Origin of the sequence: Flavobacterium aeripolare, from assembly GCF_013294025.1 — a bacterium.
Classification (GTDB): Bacteria; Bacteroidota; Bacteroidia; order Flavobacteriales; family Flavobacteriaceae; genus Flavobacterium.
This window is the reverse complement of sequence record NZ_JABSNL010000015.1, coordinates 74,595-96,756: the sequence shown is the minus strand read 5'-3', so window position 1 is coordinate 96,756 and position 22,162 is coordinate 74,595. Positions and strand designations below refer to the sequence as shown.

Here is a 22,162-nt window from a genome sequence, read left to right as displayed (position 1 = left end):
ATATAAAACAAAAAACACTTGCAAAAACGTTCTTGCAAGTGTTTGATTAATTATTTTTATCCCAATAATCTGTATCGTTTATTTAGGACTAGACAGTTAGTTTTTAATCAATTAATTAGTTGCAGCCTTCAATACCGCAACTATCTCCTCCTTCACTATTGAGTACTGTCAATTTTGGGCCAAAATCTCCTTCTTCCCAAACCTTATCAAGTGTTTGTACAAAAGTCTCGACATGTTGTGCTCCAGAAACAGCATATTTATTATCGAATACAAAGAAGGGTACTCCTTGTACTCCGATGTTTTGTGCCATGGAAATATCGGCTTTTACATCATTTGCATATTGATCTGAAGATAGTAATGCTTCAATTTCCTCTGCTTGTAATCCAACTTGTACGCCTAATCTTTTTAAGGTTTCGGCATCGTTTATATTTTCTCCGTCTGTTAAGTATGCTTTGAATAAAGTTTCTTCCATTGCGTCAGAAAGATTGTTCTTTTTTGCTAAATGCAATAAGCGATGTGCATTGAAAGAATTTGCCATCACTGCTTTGTCAAATCTGAAGTCCAATCCTGCACTTTTTGCGTTTTCAGTCATACTGTCCATCATCTCTTTTGCCCAGCTAACATCTTTACGATATTTTTCAGCTAAGTGTTCAGCCATATCGTCGTTCTCAGAAGCTACGAAAGTTGAATCTAATTGAAAGCTTTTCCACTCAATCTCTACACGGTCTTTATGTTTAAATTGCGCTAACGCTCCTTCAATTCTTCTTTTTCCTATATAGCAATATGGGCACATAATGTCTGACCATATTTGTATTTTTAATTTGTTTTCCATCATCATCTATTTTTAGATTCGTTTTCTAAAAGTTTGTATATACAAATGTATTTGAAAAATATTAAAATATAGAAGCTTTTAAGCTTTAATTAGCATTCGCTATCATGCAAACAAAGTAGGTTAGGAGTGGGTAAAGTGGGCCTTGATGAATTTATGTTGTTCAGCAAAGGTCATACTGTCTGTTTTTTTAATTTCTACTGTAGTATTAAAAAAATAGTCATCTTCACTTAGTACATCAAACAGCTCCAATTTTGCATTATTAGGTCCGAATAAAATGAACTGGTTGTAGTTCTTCATTTCGCGGGCTATTTTATTGTAATAGGTAAACAACAGTCTTTTTTTTGTGACCATTAATTCCTCAAATGTTGTTGCATTACAGGCGAGTTCCTCTGAATCAGATTCAACTATTTTTATTTCGAATGGAGTAGAAGTAAATTCCATTAAATAGGCCATAGAATGGTCAATCCATATTCCTAATTTTTTTGAAGTTCCCATTTGCTTTCTTTTATTAATTGAAAGTAAAGATCACTATATTTTGTTCTATGTCTCGTTATAAAACGATTGATGAAGGAGTCTTTGTGGTTAGACCGTTAGTTAATGTCGACGAACGGTATAAAGCAAAAAACCCATCAAATAATTTTGATGGGTTATGATCTGTTTTTTTTAAATAGATAACTATGCTAGTAGATCCATCACCACTGATGGGAACAAACCTAGAGCGATGTTTAGCACTATAGAAACCACCGCTACAATATAGATTACTGCTGGTGTTGCAGTTCTTGTCTCATTTGGTTCCTTAGTATACATAGCTAGAATTAGTTTGAAATAATATCCTACACTTATAATAGAGTTGATTATTGCAACAATAACTAGTGCAATAAAGCCTGCTTGGATTGTTTGATTGAATAAAAACAACTTTGCAAAGAAACCTGAGAAAATAGGAATTCCGGCCATTGACAATAAAGCTGCAGTTAAAATTGCGGCTAACAATGGATTTGTTTTTCCTAAACCGTGGAAATTTGTAATGTCTTCGTTTTCATTATTTTTACATACATATAAAATAACGCTAAAAGCTGCTATACCTGCTAGTGCATATGCTGAAGTGTAGTACAATAGAGTTCCTGCCGCATTTGCGGTACTAACTAAAGTCATTAACATAAAACCAGCATGTGAAATTCCAGAGAAAGCCAACATACGTTTTACATTAACCTGGCGTAATGCCATAATATTACCTACAGTCATTGAGGCCATTGATACGATAACAATCATCATCTGGAAATTTCCTGAAAGATCAGCATTCATGATAGTTACTAGCTTGTATAAAGTTGCAATTGCAACCACTTTAGCTAATGTGCTCATTAATGCAGTTGTTAGTGCAGGAGAGCCTTCATAGACGTCTGGTGCCCAAAAGTGGAAAGGAACTGCAGCAATTTTAAATAGCATTCCAATGAATACCAATACGATTCCAATAGGGAACCAAACTGGTAATTCAGCTGAGCGTGATAGTTCACTTATTTCAATCACGTCAAAACTTCCCATCGCTCCGTAAATTAAGCAAATTCCAAAAAGGATAATCCCTGAAGCAAAAGAACCCATTAAAAAGTATTTTAATCCTGCTTCATTACTTTTTATACTCAAACGGTTACTTGATGCTAAGATATAAAGTGCAATGGATAAAACCTCGATACCTAAAAAGTACATTGCTAAATTTCCAAAAGAAACCATAGCGACTGCTCCTGCCAGTAAGAAGATCTTGATTGCAATAAAATCAGATATTTTTGATTGATTGTGCTGATAAAATTTGTGACCTAACGTCACTAAGAAGATGGTAAGAATGATAAACAAACCAGAGAAAGCTGCCGAAAACTTACTCACAATGATCATATTGTTGTAATACGACTGCGGATTATTAAAGTCGGTCATATTTAGACCAAAGATTGCTAGTAGCCCAATTACAGTAACTGGAATAATCGCTTTTCTCGCTTCGAAAATTTCAAATAAAAGGCATAAAACACCTAATCCTATTATAGCTATTAATGTATTCATTTTTTTTATTTGACTAGTTAATTCTGTTAATTTGAGTAATGATATTTTCTAAACTTGGTGTGATAAGATCTGTGATTGGTTTTGGATACATCCCAAAAAAGAATAATACTGCAACGATAATCACTAGGGTCGCTCCTTCATTGAAAGTAACGTCAGCAAATGATTTTGCATTTGGTTCACCTAGCATTACGTGTTGGTACATTTTCAACATATAGTAAGCGCCTAAAATAATTGTTGTTCCACCTAATATGGCAAACCAAACATTAATTTGAGACAGGCTATACAATACTGTAAACTCTCCAACAAAGTTGAATGTAGTAGGTAAAGCAACAGATGCTAAAACTAAAATCATGAACAAAGAAGCAAATTTCACTGCTTGTGAACGAATTCCTCCCATTTCGGCAATTACTCTTGTTTCGTACCTTCTAAAAATAATTTCAGATGCAAAGAACAAACCAACTACTACAAATCCGTGAGCAATCATTTGAAGTACTGCTCCACGCAATCCATCGATTGTAAGTGTATACGATCCTGCTGCTATTAGCCCAACGTGCGCTAATGACGAATACGCTAATAATTTTTTTAAATCTTTTTGTCTTAATGCGACAATTGAACCATAAATTACACCAGCAATTCCTAAACCAATGAATATGTACATGTATTCTTTTGCTGCTAACGGAGCGATAGGCAATTGCCAGCGGATCACACTGTACAGTCCCATTTTTAACATGATACCTGATAAAAGCATTGTTCCTACAGTAGGTGCTTTTTGGTATACATTTGCTTGCCATGTATGGAAAGGTATAATTGGGATTTTAATAGCATACGCTAAAAAGAATGCTAAAAATATCCACAGTTGCTCTGATGCAGTTAAATTCAATTTGTATAAATCTTCGATTAAGAAGCTTCCTGCTTTTTGATACAAGTATATAAAAGCAACTAACATAAATAATGATCCTGCTAGTGTGTAAATAAAGAATTTTACAACTGCTTTTTTACGTTCTTCTACATCGCCATTACCCCAGATTAAGGCAATAAAATAGATTGGGATTAATGCTAACTCCCAGAATATATAATATAATAAACCATCTGCAGCAAGGAACGTTCCGCACATTGCAAAGGCCATGAATAAAATTAATGCGTAAAATGATTTTGCGTTTTTATATTCATTCCCAAAAGAAGAGTATATGATAATAGGTGTTAATGCTGTTGTTAACAAAAGCATAGCAATTGCTAATCCATCTGCGTTCAAAGCAAATGAAACATTTGGCTGGTTAATCCATTGATTAATGAAATTAATGTTTTCACCAAGGTTGTATTGGTTCAACATCACAACAGATAATCCTAAAGAGGCAATACTGAATAACAATGCGACTTTAGAAGCTAGTTTATCACCAGCTAAATAAGTTGCAAATGCGCCAACTAAAAGTATAATTAATATTAGAGATACATTCATAGTATAAAATTATTGAGCTAAAAATAAATAGGTTATTATGGTACAAAGACCTATTACAAAAACAAATAGGTAGAATCCAATACTTCCGCTTTGTAATTTCTTTCCTTGAAAAGCTAATTCGTTAGCGATTTTTTCTAATCCAAAAACTGCAGATGATAATGTAGTTTCTACATAATCTCTAAAGAACTTAGATAAGCTATTGATCGAATTCACAAAAAGGACATTGTAAAATTCATCTACATAATATTTGTTGTACAGTACTTTTGAGAAACCTGTTATTTCAGCATCTTCTGCTGGTACTTGATTTTGTTTGATGTATTTAGAATACGCTACTCCTATACCTACCAATCCTGCAATTACAGCAATAGCCATCAAAGCATATTCTGTAGTTCCAAAGTGATGTGCTTCATGTACTTCTTTCGAAAATAATGGAGACAAATAGCCATTTAACCAACTATTTGTTGGTAAACTAATTAATCCTCCTATAGTCGCTAGTATTGCTAGTACGATCAAAGGAAAAGTGATTAAAGACGGACTCTCATGTAAGAGGCTTTTTTGTGCTGCTGTTCCTCTAAATTCTTTGAAGAAAGTAAGGTATAACAAACGGAACATATAAAAAGCAGTCAATAAAGAGGCTAGGGAGGCAATGAACCACAATACTTTATTGTGCTCAAAAGCGACCATTAAGATTTCATCTTTCGAGAAAAATCCTGAAAAAGGCGGGATTCCTGAGATGGCAAGTGATGATAATAAGAATGTGATAAACGTGATTCCCATTACTTTTTTCAACCCACCCATTTTACGCATGTCTTGTTCTCCATGTAAAGCATGAATTACCGAACCTGATCCTAAGAATAAACAAGCCTTAAAGAATGCGTGTGTAATTACGTGAAAAACGGCTACTTCATAAGCACCTAATCCTAATGCTAAAAACATTAATCCTAATTGTGATACAGTAGAGTAGGCTAGTACTTTCTTAATATCTGTTTGTACTAATGCTATTGTTGCTGCTACAAGTGAAGTAACTGCTCCTACAATGGCAATAATATTTTGAACATCTGGCGCTAAATCAAAGATGTAATTTAACCTTGTAATCATGAAAATACCTGCAGTTACCATGGTTGCTGCGTGTATCAATGCTGATACTGGAGTAGGTCCTGCCATTGCATCTGGTAACCAAGTGTACAAAGGAATTTGCGCTGATTTACCGCAAGCTCCTATGAATAATGCGAAGGCTGCAATCGAAATCCAATACAAATCTAAATTAGTTGCTCCTGTGATTGCTGTTTTTAAAGTAGCGTAATCAAGAGTTGAAAACATAGAGCCGATGATAAAAATACCAATTAGCAAACCTAAATCTCCAATACGGTTCATGATGAAGGCTTTTTTAGCAGCGTCATTAAAATCTTGGTTTTTATGCCAGAATCCAATAAGCAAATAAGAGCAAAGTCCAACACCTTCCCAACCAATGAATAAAACTAACAAGTTGCTACCTATTACAAGCGTAATCATGAAAAAGATAAACAAGTTCAGGTAAGCAAAAAACTTATGCATGTTCTCGTCATCATGCATATAGCTTATAGAATATAGGTGTATTAGAGAACCTATTCCTGTTACAAAAAGCAACCATAATACTGATAGCTGATCTAACAAGAAACCAAAATCTACTTTGAAGTTACTAATTTGGATCCAATCGAATAACTGAATTTGAATAGGTGTTTTCGAAACAGATATTTGTCCAAAAAAGTATAAAGTAACAGCAAAAGATAAGGCAACAGTCAAAGTTCCAATGACTCCTGAAGCAGTTTTTCCGATACTTTTTCCGAAGAATATATTAAATAGAAACCCTATAAAAGGAGCTAATAATAAGAGTAAAGCTAAATTTGTATTCATTATCTATTATCCTTTTAAGTTTTTTAAATTATTGATATCAATCGAACCTAAATTTCTAAATATCGATACCAGTATCGCGAGACCTACAGCAACCTCTGCGGCTGCAACTGCCATTGAGAAAAAGACAAATACTTGTCCTTGCGCATCTTGATGGTACGTAGAAAATGCTACAAATAATAGGTTGACAGCATTCAACATGATTTCGATTGACATAAAAACAATAATTGCATTACGTCTGTATAAAACTCCAAATACCCCAATACTAAAAAGTATCACAGAAAGGAAGATGTAGTTCTCGATTCCTATTTCGTTTAAAATATTGTTCATTATTTTTCTGTTTTTTCTTTTTTAGACAATAGAACGGTACCAATCATTGCAACTAACAATAATATAGATGCAAATTCAAATGGAACCATGTATTCATTCAAGAGCACCTTTCCTAAAACTTTAATCGATTGGTAGTCTTCACCTGTAGTGATGTATTCTCCCACGATTGGTTTAGAATTGATGAAAACCAATATTAAGACCACACAAATTAACCCAAAAGATACAATTGCGCCTAAACGAGTTATTCTAGGTTTGTGTACTTCGTTTTCTTTATTCAAGTTCATTAACATGATGGTGAATAAAAACAAAATCATGATCGCTCCAGAGTATACAATTACGTGAACAATAGCAAGAAACTGTGAGTTCAATAATAAGTAATGACCTGCAATCGAAAAGAAACAAATTACAAGGTATAATGCACTGTGAATTGGGTTTCTACTAAAAATTGCCAAGAAGGCTGTTGCCAAAGTAATGGCAGCTAGAACACAAAATATAATTAGTACTGTTGACATTAATTAGCGTTTTTAAGTTGTGCATTTTGCATTGCGATATCTAAAGGCATAACCAATCTATCTTTTCCAAAAATAAAATCTTCTCTTTCATAACTTGAAGGAACCAATACCTTTGAAGTCGTCAAGTAAATTGCATCCTTAGGACATGCCTCTTCACACAATCCACAAAAAATGCAACGCAACATATTGATCTCATATATTGAAGCATATTTTTCTTCTCTATATAAATGTTTTTCATCTGTTTTGCGCTCTTCGGCCTTCATCGTGATTGCCTCAGCAGGACATGATAACGCACATAATCCACAGGCAGTACAATTCTCTCTTCCTTGCTCATCACGCTTTAATTGATGTTGACCACGGTAAACAGGACTCATCTCACGAACTTGCTCTGGATATTGAATCGTAACTTTTCTGGTGAATAAATGCTTAATTGTAATCATCAAACCCTTGACAATTGCAATAAGATACATGCGCTCAAAAAAGGTCATCTCTTTATTAGAGACTACTTTTTTTCTTCCTGATAAGGATATGGTTTCTATTGACATTTTTTTATTTTTATTTGAGGGTAATCCTGCTCCCGATGCTTCGGGGCGTTTCAATCTTTTTATCCTGAAAAGGTTGAGGATAAAAGGATTTTCACTGCTATCAGGGCTAGGCCTCCTTTTAATAAATCATATTTTCTTTCCTAAATTTCCCTTTCGGGTTTAGGAATTTTAAAATCCTAAATAAACTGCTATTTCAGCTCTCAAAATTACAATTCCTGTAATGATGATGTTGATAATTGACAACGGAATTAAAATTCTCCATCCCAAATGCATCAATTGATCGTATCTGAATCTCGGGATAGTCCATCTTACCCACATATAAAAAAAGATAAAGAAACATATTTTTGCAAATAATACTCCTATCCCAATTACGTTAGCAATATTCACTCCCCAGTTTTCTACAGCCCAAGCCATTCCTGGATAGTTGTATGCTCCAAAGAACAATACAGCAAGAATAGTAGCAGAGATAAACATATTTGCATATTCAGCAAATAAGTAGAAACCCATTTTCATAGAAGAGTATTCTGTGTGGTATCCTCCAATAAGTTCAGTCTCACATTCAGCTAAGTCAAATGGTGTTCTATTTGTCTCTGCAAAAGCACAAATCAAGAAAATCAAAAATGAAAGTGGTTGGTAAAATACATTCCAATGCATTCCAGGCTGCTGTGCAGAAATCTCTCTTAAACTTAAAGTTCCTGTCATCATCAATAATGCAATTATCGATAATCCCATCGCTACTTCATAAGAAACCATTTGTGACGCAGCACGTATCGCACCTATCAATGAGAACTTATTGTTAGATGCCCATCCTCCAATCATGATTCCGTATACACCTACTGATATTACCCCAAAAACATATAACAAAGCCACGTCAATATCTGTAGCTTGTAGTATAATGTCTCTTCCAAAAAGGTGAAAATGATCTCCCCAAGGAATCACGGCACTAGTCATTAAAGCAGTACTCATGGCAACCGCAGGTCCTACAAAGAACAAGAATCGATTAGGAGTATCTGGTTCAAATTCCTCTTTCGAAAATAATTTTAAACCATCGGCAAGTGGTTGTAGTAAACCACCTTTACCTGCTCTGTTCGGTCCAATTCGGTCTTGTAACCAGGCAGCAACCTTACGCTCAGCTAGCGTAGAGTACATTGCCATAACCATCGTAATTGCAAAAACAACTAAGATGATGATACTTTTTTCTATTATAATTGTACTATCCATTTTCTAAAGATTACCTTTTTTAAAAATTTCTTCCTGCTCTTTATCCAATGGGATAGCTGGCATACTTATTTTTTTACGGTCTTGCTCTCTACCTTTTAGAATTCCTTCTTCGGTTGCGATATGAACAGTATCTAATTTTTGAGTGTAGTTGTTTTGATTGATAACAGAATCTTTATCAAATTCTCTTGGTCCTTCAATTACCCAGTCAGCTGGATCTTTGTGGTCAAAACGACATTCGTTACAAATGAATTCTTCTACCTCGTGGTAGATGTCTTTACGACCTGTAACACGTTGGATTTCGTCACCAAACATCCATACTGTAGTTTTACCACAGCATCCTGGAGTAGTACATTCTCTATGTGCGTTGTACGGTTTGTTGAACCAAACTCTCGATTTAAACCTAAAAGTTTTATCAGTTAATGCTCCTACAGGGCATACATCAATCATGTTTCCAGAAAACTCGTTGTCAATAGCTTTAGAGATGCAAGTAGAAATGTTTGCATGATCTCCTCTATCCATTACACCATGTACACGGTTATCAGTCAATTGATCTGCTACTTGTACACATCTCTGACATAAAATACAACGGTTCATGTGCAATTGAATATTCGGACCAATATCTTCTGGTTCGAATGTTCTTTTTTCTTCAATAAAACGTGTTTTTGATTTACCGTGTTCAAAACTTAAATCCTGCAAATCGCATTCTCCAGCTTGATCACATACAGGGCAGTCTAATGGGTGGTTGATCAATAAAAATTCAGTCACCGATTGACGTGCTTCACGCACACGGTCTGATTGTTTACTATTCACTTCCATTCCGTCCATACAACCTGTCACACACGAAGCCATTAACTTTGGCATCGGTCTTGGGTCGGCATCACTACCTTTAGCTACTTCAACTAAACAACAACGGCATTTTCCACCGCTACCTTTTAGTTTTGAGTAATAACACATCGCTGGAGGAACAGATTCTCCACCAATCATACGTGCTGCTTGCAAGATGGTTGTTCCTGCTTCAACTTCAATTTCTTGACCGTCTATTGTTACTTTCATTTATCTTTTTGTTTATTTAGTTTAAGGTTTAAAGTTTCAGGTGTAGTACGTGAAACTAAAAAAACTTGAAACTTGAAACTTGAAACTTTTTTATACCGTTTGCTTCGTTACTAAATGCTTTACTTGAGCAAATGGTTCTTCAACAAAGTGATTTCTATTTTTAATTTTTTCTGGAAAACGAACGTGGTATTCAAACTCATCTCTAAAATGACGAATAGCTGCTGCTACTGGCCATGAAGCTGCATCTCCAAGTGGGCAAATCGTGTTTCCTTCAATTTTACTTTGAATACTCCATAGTAAATCGATGTCTTCTTCACGACCTTGACCGTTTTCTATTCTCCATAAAACTTTCTCTAACCATCCCGTACCTTCACGGCAAGGAGTACATTGACCACAACTTTCATGGTGGTAAAAGCGAGAGAAATTCCATGTGTTTCTTACAATACATGAAGTGTCATTGTAAACAATAAATCCACCTGAACCTAACATTGATCCTGTTGCAAAGCCTCCATCACTTAATGATTCATACGTCATCAAACGATCTTCACCGTTTGCTGTTTTATAAATCAAGTCAGCTGGTAAAATTGGTACTGATGATCCTCCAGGTACTAATGCTTTCAAAGGTCTGTCAGAACTCATTCCACCAAGGTATTCATCAGAATTCATGAATTCGTACACAGATAATCCCAATTCGATTTCGTAAACACCTGGGTTTTTCACATGCCCTGAAGCCGAAATTAACTTGGTTCCCGTAGATCTTCCTATTCCTATTGTGGCATACTCATCACCTGAATTATTAACAATCCATGGCACCGAGGCAATAGTTTCTACATTGTTTACCACAGTAGGGTTAGCCCACAATCCAGAAACTGCTGGAAATGGTGGCTTGATACGAGGGTTTCCTCTTTTTCCTTCTAATGATTCGATTAATGCAGTCTCTTCACCACAAATGTAAGCACCGGCACCACAGTGAACGTAAAGTTCTAAGTCGTACCCTGTCCCTAATATGTTTTTTCCTAACCAACCAGCTGCTTTCGCTTCGGCAATGGCTTTTTCTAATATTTTATAAACCCACATATATTCTCCACGAATGTAGATATATGATAGGTTAGCACCTAAGGCAAAGCTAGAAGTGATCATTCCTTCGATCAATAAATGAGGAATAAATTCCATCAAATAACGGTCTTTGAATGTCCCTGGCTCAGACTCATCTGCATTACAAACTAAATGTCTTGGTTTTCCTGATTTTTTATCAATAAAACTCCATTTCATTCCAGCAGGAAATCCAGCGCCACCACGACCACGAAGTCCTGATTTTTTTACTTCTTCAACAACTTCGTCAGGAGTCATTGCTTTCATCGCTTTTTCTACAGAAGCATATCCACCTTCTTTGCGGTATACTTCGTAGGTTTTGATTCCTGGAACGTTTATTTTATCTAATAATATTTTTCTTGACATCTTATTTATCGTGTAATATTATTTTATCATCTCTACAATCAGTGATTAACTGATCGATTTTATCTTCAGTAAGGTGTTCTTTATAAAAATCACCTAATTGCATCATTGGAGCATATCCACAAGCACCTAAACATTCTACACCACGAACTTCAAATAGTCCATCGGCAGTAGTTTCGCCTACTTTTACACCTAGTTTTTCACAAGTATAATCCATCAAATCTTCTGTTCCCTTTAAACAACAAGGTGAAGTTTGACAAAATTCAAACATGTATTTCCCAATTGGTTTTGTATTGTACATCGTATAAAAAGTGACTACTTCATATACTTCAACAGGTTTTATATGTAATATTTCAGCAACTTTATCTTGAAGTTCAATACTTAACCAGTTTTCATGAGCATCTTGCGCCTCATGTAATACAGGTAGTAATGCTGATTTACGCTTGTCTTCTGGGTAATGGCTAATCAATTCATTGATACGTGCCATTAACTCAGGAGTCATGTTTATTTCTTGTTTGTAATGTGTTTTTTCCATTTTCTTTTAAATCTGCAATCAAAAATCAGTAATATGACGTTTGAATTTTTTTTAAGCATCTAACTCTCCTGCAATTACATTTAAACTTGATAAGATAACAATTGCATCAGATAATAATGCACCTTTTATCATTTCTGGGTATGCTTGATAATAAATAAAACAAGGCCTTCTAAAGTGAAGTCTATATGGCGTGCGACTACCGTCTGTGATTAGGTAAAATCCTATTTCACCATTTCCTCCTTCAACAGGATGGTAAATTTCTGCCACTGGAACAGGTACTTCTCCCATTACAATCTTAAAGTGATAAATTAGGGACTCCATATTAGTATACACATCCTCTTTTGGAGGAAGATAGTAGTCAGGAACTTCGGCATGGTACTCATTTCCTGCAGGCATTTTTTCTAATGCTTGACGGATGATGCTTAAACTTTCCCAAACTTCGGCATTACGAACGCAAAAACGATCGTAAGTATCTCCTGATTGTCCAACAGGTACAATAAAATCAAAATCTTCGTATGAGCTGTAGGGTTGTGCAACACGCACATCATAATCTACACCTGCAGCACGCAAGTTAGGTCCCGTGAATCCATATGACATTGCTTGTTCTGCAGAAATTGCCCCTACATTTACTGTTCTATCAATAAAGATTCTATTTCTTTCGAATAAATTTTCAAACTCTTTCCAAGCTGCTGGAAATTCTTCTAAAAATACGTCTAGTTTTCTAAAAGCTTCTGCAGACCAGTCTCTTTCAAATCCACCTAGACGTCCCATATTTGTTGTTAAACGAGCACCACAAATTTCTTCATAGATTTCGTAAACTTTCTCTCTAAATTGAAATACATAAAGAAAACCAGTGTAGGCTCCAGTATCTACTCCAAGGATAGAGTTACAGATAATATGATCCGTAATTCTAGCTAGTTCCATTACAATTACTCTTAAATATTGCGCACGTTTAGGAACTTCAATATTCAGTAGTTTTTCTAATGTCATCCACCATCCCATATTATTAATAGGGGAGGAGCAATAGTTCATACGGTCAGTAAGAGGCGTAATTTGGTAAAACGGACGGTTTTCAGCAATTTTCTCAAAAGCACGGTGTATGTAACCAATTGTTGGTTCGGCTTCTAAGATTCGCTCTCCATCCATCAATAAGATATTTTGGAAAATACCGTGTGTAGCTGGGTGAGTAGGACCTAAATTTAAGATTGAAAGCTCGCTTCCATCTTCATTTAGCTTCTCTTTGATTATTTTAGCATAACGATGCTCTGGTGGTAATAATAGTTCTGACATTTATAGAATGTGAAAAATTATATATTGAGTTTTTAGCAATTGTCTACTGTTCTTCCAAAGAAACGGTCGTCTTTATCAGTACGTCCGCCATCTTCTAAAGGGAATTCTTTTCGCATAGGAAAAGAAATCATTTCGTCCATATTCAAAATTCGCTTTAATTGAGGATGACCAATGAAGTTTACACCGTAAAAATCATAAGTTTCTCGCTCCATCCAGTTTGAACTCAAGAATATTTTTGATATTGTTTTTATCTCAGGTTTATCCCCGTTGATAAATGCTTTTATTTTAATTCGTTTGTTATCATACCAGTTGTGAAGGTGGTAAACAATAGCAAATTGTCTGTCAATAGGATTTTTAGGGTAATGAACACCACATAAATCAGTTAAAAAATGAAAACGCAGGGCAGGATCATTTTTTAAGAACAAGATTACGGCAGTATTGATATCAGCAGTAATCTCTAGTGTGAAGATGTCTCTATCTTCATGAAAATTAGATACAGCTGCTCCAAATGTTGCTGTTAATTTCTCTTGAATGTCGTTGTTTTCTACAGCCATCTCAATTATTTGATATTGTATGAAGCTAGTAACTCTTGGTATTCAGGAGAACTTCTTCTTCTTACAGATTCTGTTTTTACTAATTCTTGTAATTTCATAACACCATCAACAATTTGTTCTGGTCTAGGTGGGCATCCTGGAACGTAAACGTCAACTGGAATTACCTTGTCGATTCCTTGCAATACTGAGTATGTATCAAAAATACCACCTGATGATGCGCAAGCACCAACAGCGATTACCCAGCGTGGCTCAGACATTTGTTCATAAACTTGGCGTAAAATAGGGGCCATTTTTTTAGAGATTGTTCCCATAACCATTAGCATATCTGCTTGACGAGGAGAGAAACTCACACGCTCAGAACCAAATCGTGCTAAATCATAGTGAGAAGCCATTGTTGCCATAAATTCAATTCCGCAACAAGAAGTCGCAAACGGTAGTGGCCACAATGAATTTGCTCTCGCTAAACCTACAACATCATTAAGCTTTGTAGCGAAGAAACCTTCTCCAACAACGCCATCTGGTGCGGCAACCATATTTGTATTTGAATTACTCATTTTCTTTAATTTTGAATTGTAAGCTTTAAATTTTGGCCTTAAGCCAAATCTAAAATTGATACTATGCGGTAATTGTTATTCCCACTCTAATGCTTTTTTCTTGATGATGTAGAAAAACCCCACCAAAAGAAGCATCATGAATATTACCATTTTAACCATTCCTTCCATTCCTAATTCCTTGAAGTTAATTGCCCAAGGGTATAAGAAAATCACCTCTACGTCAAAAAGAACAAATAAGATCGCTACTAGAAAGTATTTTACTGAGAAAGGAATACGAGCGTTACCAACAGATTCGATACCGCACTCAAAGTTTTTATCTTTAGTTTCCGACTTTCTTTTTGGACCTAATTTTCCAGAAACAATAATTGTTCCCACAACAAATCCTACAGCTAACAAACACTGCATTAAAATTGGGATGTAACTTAATTGATCAGATTGCATAATTAATGATTTTTGCGGTAAAATAAGCAACAAAGATAGGTTTCAAGGAATTAAAACACAAGCCAAAACTTTAATTAAGTGGTGGTGTAAATCCCTTATTGTTGTAATTTTTAATGATTATAAATAACTCTTTTAAAATTTGTTTCTAGCAAATATATTTTGGTTTAAGCCAAAAAAAAACGTTTCGAAATAAATCGAAACGTTTAAACATTCGTAGGCAAAAAATATTTTGCTTAGATAACTGCTACTTTCGCAGCAACTTTCCCTTTTCTTCCTTCTTCTTCTTCATAGCTAACTCTGTCACCTTCGCGTAATTCTTCCGCGTTGATTCCTGAAGCGTGAACAAAAATGTCTTTTCCTGTTTCTTCGTCTGTAATGAATCCGTAACCTTTAGACTCATTGAAAAATTTAACTGTACCTGTACGCATTGTAATAGTAATAATAATTTATAATAAGGCAAATGTAATATTTAATATCATACGAATACCATTATTGTGAATTTTTTTATAAAAATAATTGATTTTCAGCGTTTTCGCTTAATTATTTACGTTTAAATCAATGTGTAGTTCTTTTAATTGTACTGCATCAATAGCTGACGGCGCATCTATCATTACATCTCTTCCTGAATTATTTTTAGGAAAAGCGATAAAATCTCTAATGGTCTCTTGTCCACCCAATATGGCTACTAATCGATCTAGTCCAAAAGCCAATCCTCCGTGTGGTGGTGCGCCAAACTGGAATGCGTCCATTAAGAATCCAAATTGTGCTTTGGCTTCTTCTTCTGTGAAGCCTAGGTATTTAAACATTAATTGCTGGGTTGTTTTATCGTGAATACGAATCGATCCTCCACCTATTTCGTTTCCGTTTAATACCATATCATAAGCATTGGCTCTTACTTTACCAGGATCTGTCTCTAGTAAATGCATGTCTTCTGGTTTAGGTGATGTAAACGGGTGGTGCATAGCGTGGTAACGTCCAGATTCTTCATCAAATTCTAATAATGGGAAATCAATTACCCATAATGGAGCAAATACCGCTGGATTTCTTAATCCCAATCGCGTTGCTAGTTCCATACGTAGTGCGCTTAATTGTGCTCTAGTTTTATCTGCAGGACCTGAAAGTACAAAAATCATGTCTCCAGCTTTAGCTTCAGTTACTTTTGCCCAATTGGCTAGGTCATCTTGGTCGTAAAATTTATCAACAGATGATTTAAATGATCCATCCTCGTTGCATTTTGCATACACCATTCCAGATGCGCCTACTTGCGGACGCTTAACCCAGTCGATTAAAGCATCGATCTCTTTACGAGTGTAATTTCCTGCTCCTGGAACTGCAATCCCTACAACTAATTCGGCTGCGTTAAAAACGGGGAATTCTTTGTGTTGTGCAAATTCATTTAATTCTCCAAACTCCATCCCAAAACGGATGTCTGGTTTGTCGTTTCCGTAAGTTTTCATGGCATGCTCATACGTCATGCGTGGAAATTTGTCTACCTCAACTCCTTTTATCTCTTTTAGTAAATGACGTGTAAGTCCTTCAAAAATATTCAAAATATCTTCTTGCTCTACAAATGCCATTTCACAGTCAATTTGTGTGAATTCGGGTTGTCTGTCTGCACGTAAATCTTCATCGCGGAAACATTTTACGATTTGGAAATACTTGTCCATTCCACCTACCATCAACAATTGTTTGAACGTTTGTGGTGATTGTGGTAGTGCGTAGAATTGTCCTGCATTCATTCGAGAAGGAACAACAAAATCTCTTGCTCCCTCAGGAGTAGATTTGATTAAGTATGGCGTTTCTACTTCACAAAAATCTAGATCAGATAAGTATTTACGAACCTCCATGGCTACTTTGTGACGAAAAAGAAGGCTGTTTTTTACAGGATTACGTCTAATGTCTAAGTAACGGTATTTCATTCGAATATCTTCTCCACCATCAGTTTCATCTTCGATAGTAAATGGAGGAGTCAATGCTGCGTTTAAAATAGTTAGTTCAGTAACTAGAATTTCTATTTCTCCGGTAGCGATATTTTTGTTTTTAGCTTCGCGCTCGATAACCGTCCCTTTAACTTGAATTACAAATTCGCGACCTAAAGTTTTTGCTTGTTCGAATACGTTTTTGTCTGTACGACCTTCGTCAAAAATTAATTGTGTGATTCCATAACGGTCTCTTAAATCAACCCAATTCATAAATCCTTTATCGCGGGATTTTTGAACCCATCCAGCTAAAGTTACTTCGGTATTTATATGTGAGGCATTTAATTCGCCACAATTATGACTTCTATACATTATAAAAATATTTAAGATTAGTCCTCTTTTTGTAGATGGACTTGGTTGCAAATTTAGAACTATTTATGAAGAATGGATTGTCTAAATTGTTTTTTTTAGCGGGCTTAATGTGTAGTTTATTTTATTTCCAATGTTAAGGTTTTGTCCAATGTTATTAAATTGTTACCAAATTGTTTTTTAATTGTAAATACCTTCTTATATTTGTGTATATAATAATTAAAACCTTAAAAGATGAAGAAGTATATAATGATTGCAGCAGTTTTAATTTCAAGTGTAATGATGGCACAAAACAAACAACCGAAATTAGAAGCAGTAGGAAATTTAGTAAAGGCAACTTATTTATATGATAATGGGCAAGTGCAACAAGAAGGTTTCTATGAAAATGGAAAATTACAAGGAAAATGGGTCTCGTTTGATATAAATGGAAACAAAACAGCTGTCGCTGAATATAATAAAGGAGAAAAAGTTGGGAAATGGATGTTTTACAACAATTTAGCTGTAAATGAAGTAGTGTACGCAGATAATAGAGTTGCATCAGTTAAAAATTCAAAAAAAGACAACTTAGTTAACATTGATTAGTTAAGACCTAATAATTTATAATAGAGCTCTCATTTATATGAGGGCTTTTTTTATGCCCTTAATTGACTTAAAAATATAATAAGTTGTTTTATACACTGCTATTTAATCTATTTTCATGGTTTTATCAACGGTATGATTTTAATGTAAAGAATAATTTGACTAGTCACAGTAAGTGCTGCAAACAGTATATAAAAGTTTGCTGAATATTTATGACTGTTTAAAAAAAAAGCTTTCAATTAGCTGTTTTTTGATTGTTTTGTTTCATATTTGTCTTACAATATTGCTTTAGTTGATTGCTGTAGAGTGTTTTAAGCAAATTTTTAGATAAAAAGTAGGAACTTAAATCGAAAATATGGCTGCAGTAATTTACTACATTAATTATTTACTGAACTGTTACTTATATAAAAGCTTACCTATGAAATCTATTTTGCTGCTCGCTATTTGCCTTTTTACTAGTGGCGTATCCTTTTCACAAAATTTCCCTAAAGGAACTTTGAAATACGAAATTACGTATGATTACTTTTTTCAGGTTAATAAAGAGGATTTAATGGGTACCCAAACAGAAGAAACAGTCTTGAAAATTGCCAAAGATTATTCTATTTATTCGAGTGTGAATAACATAAAGTTAATGGAGCTTACTAATGATTTAAAACAATCTGGTATTATGCCTGAAAGAGAGGCAATACCCAATACTAGATTAAATTATACGGTAACAAAAAATTTTAAAAATAATGAAATGATGTATAGTGAATGGATAAAAGGAGACACATACATGTATAATCAAACATTAGATAAATTTAACTGGAAACTGGAAGAAGGTCAAAGAGAAATATTGGGATATAAATGTAAAAAAGCCACAACCCAATTTGCAGGTAGAGATTATATTGCTTGGTATGCTCCTGGGATCAACGTTACCGATGGGCCTTATAAATTTCATGGATTGCCTGGTTTGATCTTATCGCTATATGACACTAATAATTATTATCAGTTCAATGCAATTAATATTAAAAACAGTAAATCATTTTTTGATACTGCCATTATCGCAGCTAAACCCATTTTTCTTTCTAAAGCAGATTATGCAACACTTAAAAAGAACTATCGTGTGAAGCCATCTTCTATTCTAAATACTGGAGGAATTGCATTTCCAAAAGAATTTAATGACCGAGCTGATCAAAGAGCTAAGGAGCGATTGAAATATGAAAATAATCCATTGGAAATTAATGATTAATAGTTATGTAGCGGCTATTTTTAGTGCCACTAATTATACTATTTCGATTGGCTAAAAGGAAGTTAATCTATTCCATGCACATTTTTATTGAGATACTTTTCTGTCTAGATATAAAGAAACCCGTTCGATTAAGAACGGGTTTCTTTGTTTACTAATTTATAGTATTGTAAATGAATTAATGTTCATTCAATTCTTTATGTTCGTAGTCAGCGACCATTTCTGCTTCATAGTCTACTTTTTCTCCTTTACTAAATTTAGCGATAATTTTCTCCATGATTTCGTAGATCACAGGAACCACAATCAAGGTTAAGAACAACGAGCTTATTAGTCCCCCTATAATTACCCAAGCCAGTCCATTTTTCCATTCAGCTCCAGCTCCAGAAGCTAGTGCGATTGGGAACATACCAAATACCATGGCAATAGTCGTCATTAAAATAGGTCTTAAACGAGCATGGTTCGCTTGAATAAGTGCGTTTCTAATACTTTCACCTGCAGCTCGTCGTTGGTTTGTATAATCAACTAACATGATCGCATTTTTACAAACTAGACCAATCAACATAATAATACCTAAGATGGTGAAAATGTTCAAGGTATTGTTTGTTAATGCTAATGCTAATAACGCTCCAATGAATGATAGTGGTATCGCAAATAACACGACAAACGGGTGTGCAAAACTATCATATAAACCTACCATAATCAGGTACACTAAAATAATTGCCGCCAGCAAAGCAATCCCTAACGTTCCAAAACCTTCACTTTGATTCTCTTGATCTCCACCCCAAATGTAATTTACTCCTAATGGCTTCTCAAGCTTATCTAGTTTTTCTTGCCATTGCGTTACAATAGTTCCAGAAGCCACACCTACATTTTGACCTTGCACCGTTACCGATGCTGTTTTGTCTCTACGTTCTAATTGGCTAGGTCCAGATCCTTCAGTAATATTAGCAAATTGAGAAAGCTTTATTTGTTGTCCCATGCTATTAATGAAGATCAAATTACTTACATCGTTGATGTTTTTTCTATTGAAGGCGTTGTACTTGATATTGATATCGTATTCATATTCACCTGCTCTAAATTTCCCATCGGTATTACCGCTGTAAGCTGTTTGCATTGTTAGACCAACTGTTTGAAGTGTTAATCCAAGTGCTGCCATTTTATCACGGTCAACTTGAACATTTATTTCTGGATTTCCGTCTTCTACAGTTAGTTTAATCTCTGTGGTTCCAGGAATAGTACGTAATTCGGCTTCAGCCATTTTAGCAAATTTCATGGCGCTTTCAACAGAAGGACCTGTAACGATCAATCCTAAAGTGGCATTATCAGCAGTTCCTAAGATACCTACAGGAACAGTTTTAACTTTAGCTCCTACGAGTTCTTTCTCTAACTTTCGTTTGATTTTTGCCGCATAAACAGATGCAGCATCAGAACGCTCACTTTGCTCAATCATTTTTACGTTAATCTCCGCTTTGTATGCCGTTGCTTGTGATGCACCTAATCCTTCTGAGGTTTGTCCTACAGTAGTAATCTGGCTAAATACGTATTCTTCTTTACTTAAAAACTTCTCCGCTCTTTGAGTCATGAAGTTAGTTTGTTCTAGTGAAGCATCTTTTGGCATTTCAATTTGCACTAAAAATTCCCCACTATCCGATGCTGCAAAAAACTCTCCACCTATAAATCCGGCAGGAATAAGCGCTATCGAACTAAAGAAAACCAAAAGTACAATTGCTAATGTTGTTTTGTAATGATCTAATGACCAAGTCAATAATCTTGATATCCAGTTAATGAATCGAGTAAGGTAGCTTTCGAAACCTAAAATTACTCTACCAAAAAGATTGTCGCCTTTAATGTGTTCTAATTTCCCAAAACGAGAAGACAACCAAGGAATAATAGTAAATGAAGCCAATAAAGACAGCATTGTAGATATAATTACCGTTACACAAAACTGTGTAATAATATTTGACACCAGTCCTGAACTCATTGCAATAGGTAAAAATACAACTACAATTACTAAGGTAATAGAAGTTACTGTACCACCAATCTCTGCAGTTCCTTCATAGGCCGCACGTACTCGGTTTTTACCCATTTCCATGTGTCGGTATATATTCTCTAATACCACAATCGCATCATCGACTAGAATACCTACAACAAGTGATAATCCTAGTAAACTCATTAAGTTTAGTGTATATCCCAACAAGTATATCCCAATAAAAGTGGCGATAAGCGATGCTGGAATCGATACCATTACAATCAAAGAGTTACGAATACTGTGCAAGAAGAATAACATTACTAATGCAACTAAGATAACTGCAATAAGTAAATCATGTAGTACAGAGTCTGCTGCTTCAAGAGTGTACACCGTACTGTCCTTTGCGATATCTAATTTTAAAGAGTTTATTTTATAATCTGTCTCTAATGTTTGAATACTCTTTACAAGCTCTTCACTCACCGCCACAGCATTAGCGTCAGATTGTTTAATGATTTGTAAAATAATAGCACTTTGCTGATCTACTCTAGATATCTTTTCAGCTATTTTTTGATCATCTTGAACATCAGCAATGTCTTTCAATCTTATTTCGATTCCGCCTTTAGAGGAGATAACTAGGTCTCTTAATTCTTGAACACTTTTATACTTACCGGCAAGACGTATCAATATTTTTTGATCACGTGTTTGAATATTTCCTGTGGGGAAGTCTAAGTTAGACGTTAAGATCATTTGTTGTACTTCAGGAATAGAAAGGTTGTACCCTTGCATTCTATCAGCATCAAGGTTTACTTGAATTTCACGTTCTTGACCACCTATTATATTTACTTGAGCAACTCCTTCTACACGAGATAAAACAGGAGCGACCTTTTTATCAACTAAGTCGTAAAAAGCAGCCTCGTCCATTTTTCCTTTTGCACCAATAGTCATAATTGGTAAATCGCTCAAAGAGAACTTGGTTAACGAAGGCGTTTCGGCATCATCCGGTAAATCACTCAACAACTGGTTGATTTTTCTTTGAGCATCATTCATAGAAACATCAATTTTAGCATTTGATGTTAAAGTGATTGATACAATAGACAAACTCTCGTATGACTTTGAGTCAATTTTCTTGATGTTTTCAAGAGAGGCAATTCCGTCTTCTATTTTCTTGGTAACTGTGTTTTCAATCTCACTAGGAGAAGCTCCTGGATAAATAGTTGAAATTGTGATTACATTCTGCTCAAATTTGGGAATCAGTTCATAGCCTAATTGACTATAACTAAACAGTCCTCCTAGAGTCAATATTGTAAAAAGTACAATAATTAAGGACGGTCGTTTAATGGATATTTCTGCTAATTTCATATATTTTTCTTTTGTTTAATCGCTT

At 34.9% G+C, this 22,162-nt stretch carries 21 protein-coding genes; 2 read left to right on the top strand and 19 right to left on the bottom strand.

The genetic code is table 11. The features are described 5' to 3' along the window. Positions 1-115: 115 nt before the first annotated feature. From HNQ00_RS15460 to aspS, 18 genes are all read right to left on the bottom strand, one after another. The gene (locus HNQ00_RS15460) at positions 116-832 is read right to left on the bottom strand and encodes a DsbA family oxidoreductase (RefSeq protein ID WP_173839404.1); all 717 of its coding nucleotides are present in this window, start codon (positions 830-832) and stop codon (positions 116-118) included. A 120-nt stretch (positions 833-952) separates the two neighbouring features. After that, complete coding sequence (locus tag HNQ00_RS15455) at positions 953-1,327, bottom strand: hypothetical protein (RefSeq protein ID WP_173839403.1); 375 nt, start codon at positions 1,325-1,327, stop codon at positions 953-955. A gap of 180 nt (positions 1,328-1,507) precedes the next feature. Further along, a complete protein-coding gene (locus tag HNQ00_RS15450) occupies positions 1,508-2,878 on the bottom strand; it encodes an NADH-quinone oxidoreductase subunit N (RefSeq protein WP_173839402.1) in 1,371 nt (456 codons plus the stop codon). A gap of 13 nt (positions 2,879-2,891) precedes the next feature. Next, positions 2,892-4,334, bottom strand: coding sequence for a complex I subunit 4 family protein (locus HNQ00_RS15445; protein ID WP_173839401.1), 1,443 nt, complete (start codon positions 4,332-4,334; stop codon positions 2,892-2,894). A 9-nt stretch (positions 4,335-4,343) separates the two neighbouring features. Next, the gene (gene nuoL, locus HNQ00_RS15440) at positions 4,344-6,227 is read right to left on the bottom strand and encodes an NADH-quinone oxidoreductase subunit L (protein WP_173839400.1); all 1,884 of its coding nucleotides are present in this window, start codon (positions 6,225-6,227) and stop codon (positions 4,344-4,346) included. 6 nt (positions 6,228-6,233) lie between these two features. Then, positions 6,234-6,554 (bottom strand): NADH-quinone oxidoreductase subunit NuoK, encoded by a 321-nt coding sequence (gene nuoK / locus HNQ00_RS15435; RefSeq protein WP_026707820.1) that lies wholly within the window; start codon positions 6,552-6,554, stop codon positions 6,234-6,236. Continuing rightward, positions 6,554-7,066 carry an NADH-quinone oxidoreductase subunit J family protein gene (locus tag HNQ00_RS15430; protein ID WP_173839399.1) on the bottom strand — a complete coding sequence of 171 codons (513 nt, stop codon included), beginning with the start codon at positions 7,064-7,066 and terminating at the stop codon, positions 6,554-6,556. The genes nuoK and HNQ00_RS15430 overlap by 1 nt, the downstream gene beginning before the upstream one ends. Continuing rightward, positions 7,066-7,611, bottom strand: coding sequence for a NuoI/complex I 23 kDa subunit family protein (locus tag HNQ00_RS15425; RefSeq protein WP_173839398.1), 546 nt, complete (start codon positions 7,609-7,611; stop codon positions 7,066-7,068). Before HNQ00_RS15425 ends, HNQ00_RS15430 begins: the two co-directional genes overlap by 1 nt. 168 nt (positions 7,612-7,779) lie before the next feature. Next, positions 7,780-8,832 carry an NADH-quinone oxidoreductase subunit NuoH gene (gene nuoH / locus HNQ00_RS15420; protein WP_173839397.1) on the bottom strand — a complete coding sequence of 351 codons (1,053 nt, stop codon included), beginning with the start codon at positions 8,830-8,832 and terminating at the stop codon, positions 7,780-7,782. A 3-nt stretch (positions 8,833-8,835) separates the two neighbouring features. After that, positions 8,836-9,885 carry an NADH-quinone oxidoreductase subunit G gene (locus HNQ00_RS15415; RefSeq protein WP_173839396.1) on the bottom strand — a complete coding sequence of 350 codons (1,050 nt, stop codon included), beginning with the start codon at positions 9,883-9,885 and terminating at the stop codon, positions 8,836-8,838. Between the two features lie 90 nt (positions 9,886-9,975). Beyond that, on the bottom strand, positions 9,976-11,343 hold the full coding sequence (gene nuoF / locus HNQ00_RS15410; RefSeq protein WP_173839395.1) for an NADH-quinone oxidoreductase subunit NuoF: 1,368 nt from the start codon (positions 11,341-11,343) through the stop codon (positions 9,976-9,978). A 1-nt stretch (position 11,344) separates the two neighbouring features. Then, positions 11,345-11,875, bottom strand: a complete 531-nt coding sequence (locus tag HNQ00_RS15405; RefSeq protein WP_173839394.1) for an NADH-quinone oxidoreductase subunit NuoE family protein — start codon at positions 11,873-11,875, stop codon at positions 11,345-11,347. A 51-nt stretch (positions 11,876-11,926) separates the two neighbouring features. After that, positions 11,927-13,165 (bottom strand): NADH-quinone oxidoreductase subunit D, encoded by a 1,239-nt coding sequence (locus tag HNQ00_RS15400; RefSeq protein WP_173839393.1) that lies wholly within the window; start codon positions 13,163-13,165, stop codon positions 11,927-11,929. Between the two features lie 32 nt (positions 13,166-13,197). Continuing rightward, the gene (locus HNQ00_RS15395) at positions 13,198-13,719 is read right to left on the bottom strand and encodes an NADH-quinone oxidoreductase subunit C (RefSeq protein ID WP_173839392.1); all 522 of its coding nucleotides are present in this window, start codon (positions 13,717-13,719) and stop codon (positions 13,198-13,200) included. Positions 13,720-13,724: 5 nt separating this feature from the next. Next, complete coding sequence (locus tag HNQ00_RS15390; protein ID WP_026707811.1) at positions 13,725-14,273, bottom strand: NADH-quinone oxidoreductase subunit B; 549 nt, start codon at positions 14,271-14,273, stop codon at positions 13,725-13,727. 75 nt (positions 14,274-14,348) lie between these two features. Next, positions 14,349-14,714, bottom strand: a complete 366-nt coding sequence (locus HNQ00_RS15385) for an NADH-quinone oxidoreductase subunit A (protein ID WP_173839391.1) — start codon at positions 14,712-14,714, stop codon at positions 14,349-14,351. 233 nt (positions 14,715-14,947) lie between these two features. Next, positions 14,948-15,142 (bottom strand): cold-shock protein, encoded by a 195-nt coding sequence (locus tag HNQ00_RS15380; RefSeq protein ID WP_007137066.1) that lies wholly within the window; start codon positions 15,140-15,142, stop codon positions 14,948-14,950. Between the two features lie 108 nt (positions 15,143-15,250). Then, entirely contained in the window at positions 15,251-17,005 is a 1,755-nt protein-coding gene (gene aspS / locus HNQ00_RS15375; RefSeq protein ID WP_173839390.1) for an aspartate--tRNA ligase, read from the bottom strand. A gap of 231 nt (positions 17,006-17,236) precedes the next feature. Between aspS and HNQ00_RS15370 the strand changes: the two genes are divergently transcribed. Both HNQ00_RS15370 and HNQ00_RS15365 read left to right on the top strand, forming a co-directional pair. Beyond that, complete coding sequence (locus HNQ00_RS15370; protein ID WP_173839389.1) at positions 17,237-17,584, top strand: toxin-antitoxin system YwqK family antitoxin; 348 nt, start codon at positions 17,237-17,239, stop codon at positions 17,582-17,584. Positions 17,585-17,999: 415 nt separating this feature from the next. Then, positions 18,000-18,812 carry a GLPGLI family protein gene (locus HNQ00_RS15365; RefSeq protein ID WP_173839388.1) on the top strand — a complete coding sequence of 271 codons (813 nt, stop codon included), beginning with the start codon at positions 18,000-18,002 and terminating at the stop codon, positions 18,810-18,812. 175 nt (positions 18,813-18,987) lie between these two features. Here HNQ00_RS15365 and HNQ00_RS15360 read toward each other — a convergent pair whose 3' ends face one another. Beyond that, positions 18,988-22,137 carry an efflux RND transporter permease subunit gene (locus HNQ00_RS15360; protein ID WP_173839387.1) on the bottom strand — a complete coding sequence of 1,050 codons (3,150 nt, stop codon included), beginning with the start codon at positions 22,135-22,137 and terminating at the stop codon, positions 18,988-18,990. Positions 22,138-22,162: the final 25 nt, after the last annotated feature.

Excerpts from the sequence above, each read along its gene's own strand:
- aspS (WP_173839390.1), bottom strand. The coding sequence starts at position 17,005 with ATGTATAGAAGTCATAATTGTGGCGAATTAAATGCCTCACATATAAAT.
- HNQ00_RS15425 (WP_173839398.1), bottom strand. The coding sequence starts at position 7,611 with ATGTCAATAGAAACCATATCCTTATCAGGAAGAAAAAAAGTAGTCTCT.
- HNQ00_RS15455 (WP_173839403.1), bottom strand. The coding sequence starts at position 1,327 with ATGGGAACTTCAAAAAAATTAGGAATATGGATTGACCATTCTATGGCC.
- HNQ00_RS15370 (WP_173839389.1), top strand. The coding sequence starts at position 17,237 with ATGAAGAAGTATATAATGATTGCAGCAGTTTTAATTTCAAGTGTAATG.
- HNQ00_RS15405 (WP_173839394.1), bottom strand. The coding sequence starts at position 11,875 with ATGGAAAAAACACATTACAAACAAGAAATAAACATGACTCCTGAGTTA.
- HNQ00_RS15450 (WP_173839402.1), bottom strand. The coding sequence starts at position 2,878 with ATGAATACATTAATAGCTATAATAGGATTAGGTGTTTTATGCCTTTTA.
- HNQ00_RS15415 (WP_173839396.1), bottom strand. The coding sequence starts at position 9,885 with ATGAAAGTAACAATAGACGGTCAAGAAATTGAAGTTGAAGCAGGAACA.
- HNQ00_RS15380 (WP_007137066.1), bottom strand. The coding sequence starts at position 15,142 with ATGCGTACAGGTACAGTTAAATTTTTCAATGAGTCTAAAGGTTACGGA.
- HNQ00_RS15400 (WP_173839393.1), bottom strand. The coding sequence starts at position 13,165 with ATGTCAGAACTATTATTACCACCAGAGCATCGTTATGCTAAAATAATC.
- nuoL (WP_173839400.1), bottom strand. The coding sequence starts at position 6,227 with ATGAATACAAATTTAGCTTTACTCTTATTATTAGCTCCTTTTATAGGG.
- HNQ00_RS15365 (WP_173839388.1), top strand. The coding sequence starts at position 18,000 with ATGAAATCTATTTTGCTGCTCGCTATTTGCCTTTTTACTAGTGGCGTA.
- nuoF (WP_173839395.1), bottom strand. The coding sequence starts at position 11,343 with ATGTCAAGAAAAATATTATTAGATAAAATAAACGTTCCAGGAATCAAA.
- nuoK (WP_026707820.1), bottom strand. The coding sequence starts at position 6,554 with ATGAACAATATTTTAAACGAAATAGGAATCGAGAACTACATCTTCCTT.
- HNQ00_RS15360 (WP_173839387.1), bottom strand. The coding sequence starts at position 22,137 with ATGAAATTAGCAGAAATATCCATTAAACGACCGTCCTTAATTATTGTA.
- HNQ00_RS15430 (WP_173839399.1), bottom strand. The coding sequence starts at position 7,066 with ATGTCAACAGTACTAATTATATTTTGTGTTCTAGCTGCCATTACTTTG.
- HNQ00_RS15460 (WP_173839404.1), bottom strand. The coding sequence starts at position 832 with ATGGAAAACAAATTAAAAATACAAATATGGTCAGACATTATGTGCCCA.
- HNQ00_RS15445 (WP_173839401.1), bottom strand. The coding sequence starts at position 4,334 with ATGAATGTATCTCTAATATTAATTATACTTTTAGTTGGCGCATTTGCA.
- HNQ00_RS15395 (WP_173839392.1), bottom strand. The coding sequence starts at position 13,719 with ATGGCTGTAGAAAACAACGACATTCAAGAGAAATTAACAGCAACATTT.
- HNQ00_RS15390 (WP_026707811.1), bottom strand. The coding sequence starts at position 14,273 with ATGAGTAATTCAAATACAAATATGGTTGCCGCACCAGATGGCGTTGTT.
- HNQ00_RS15385 (WP_173839391.1), bottom strand. The coding sequence starts at position 14,714 with ATGCAATCTGATCAATTAAGTTACATCCCAATTTTAATGCAGTGTTTG.
- nuoH (WP_173839397.1), bottom strand. The coding sequence starts at position 8,832 with ATGGATAGTACAATTATAATAGAAAAAAGTATCATCATCTTAGTTGTT.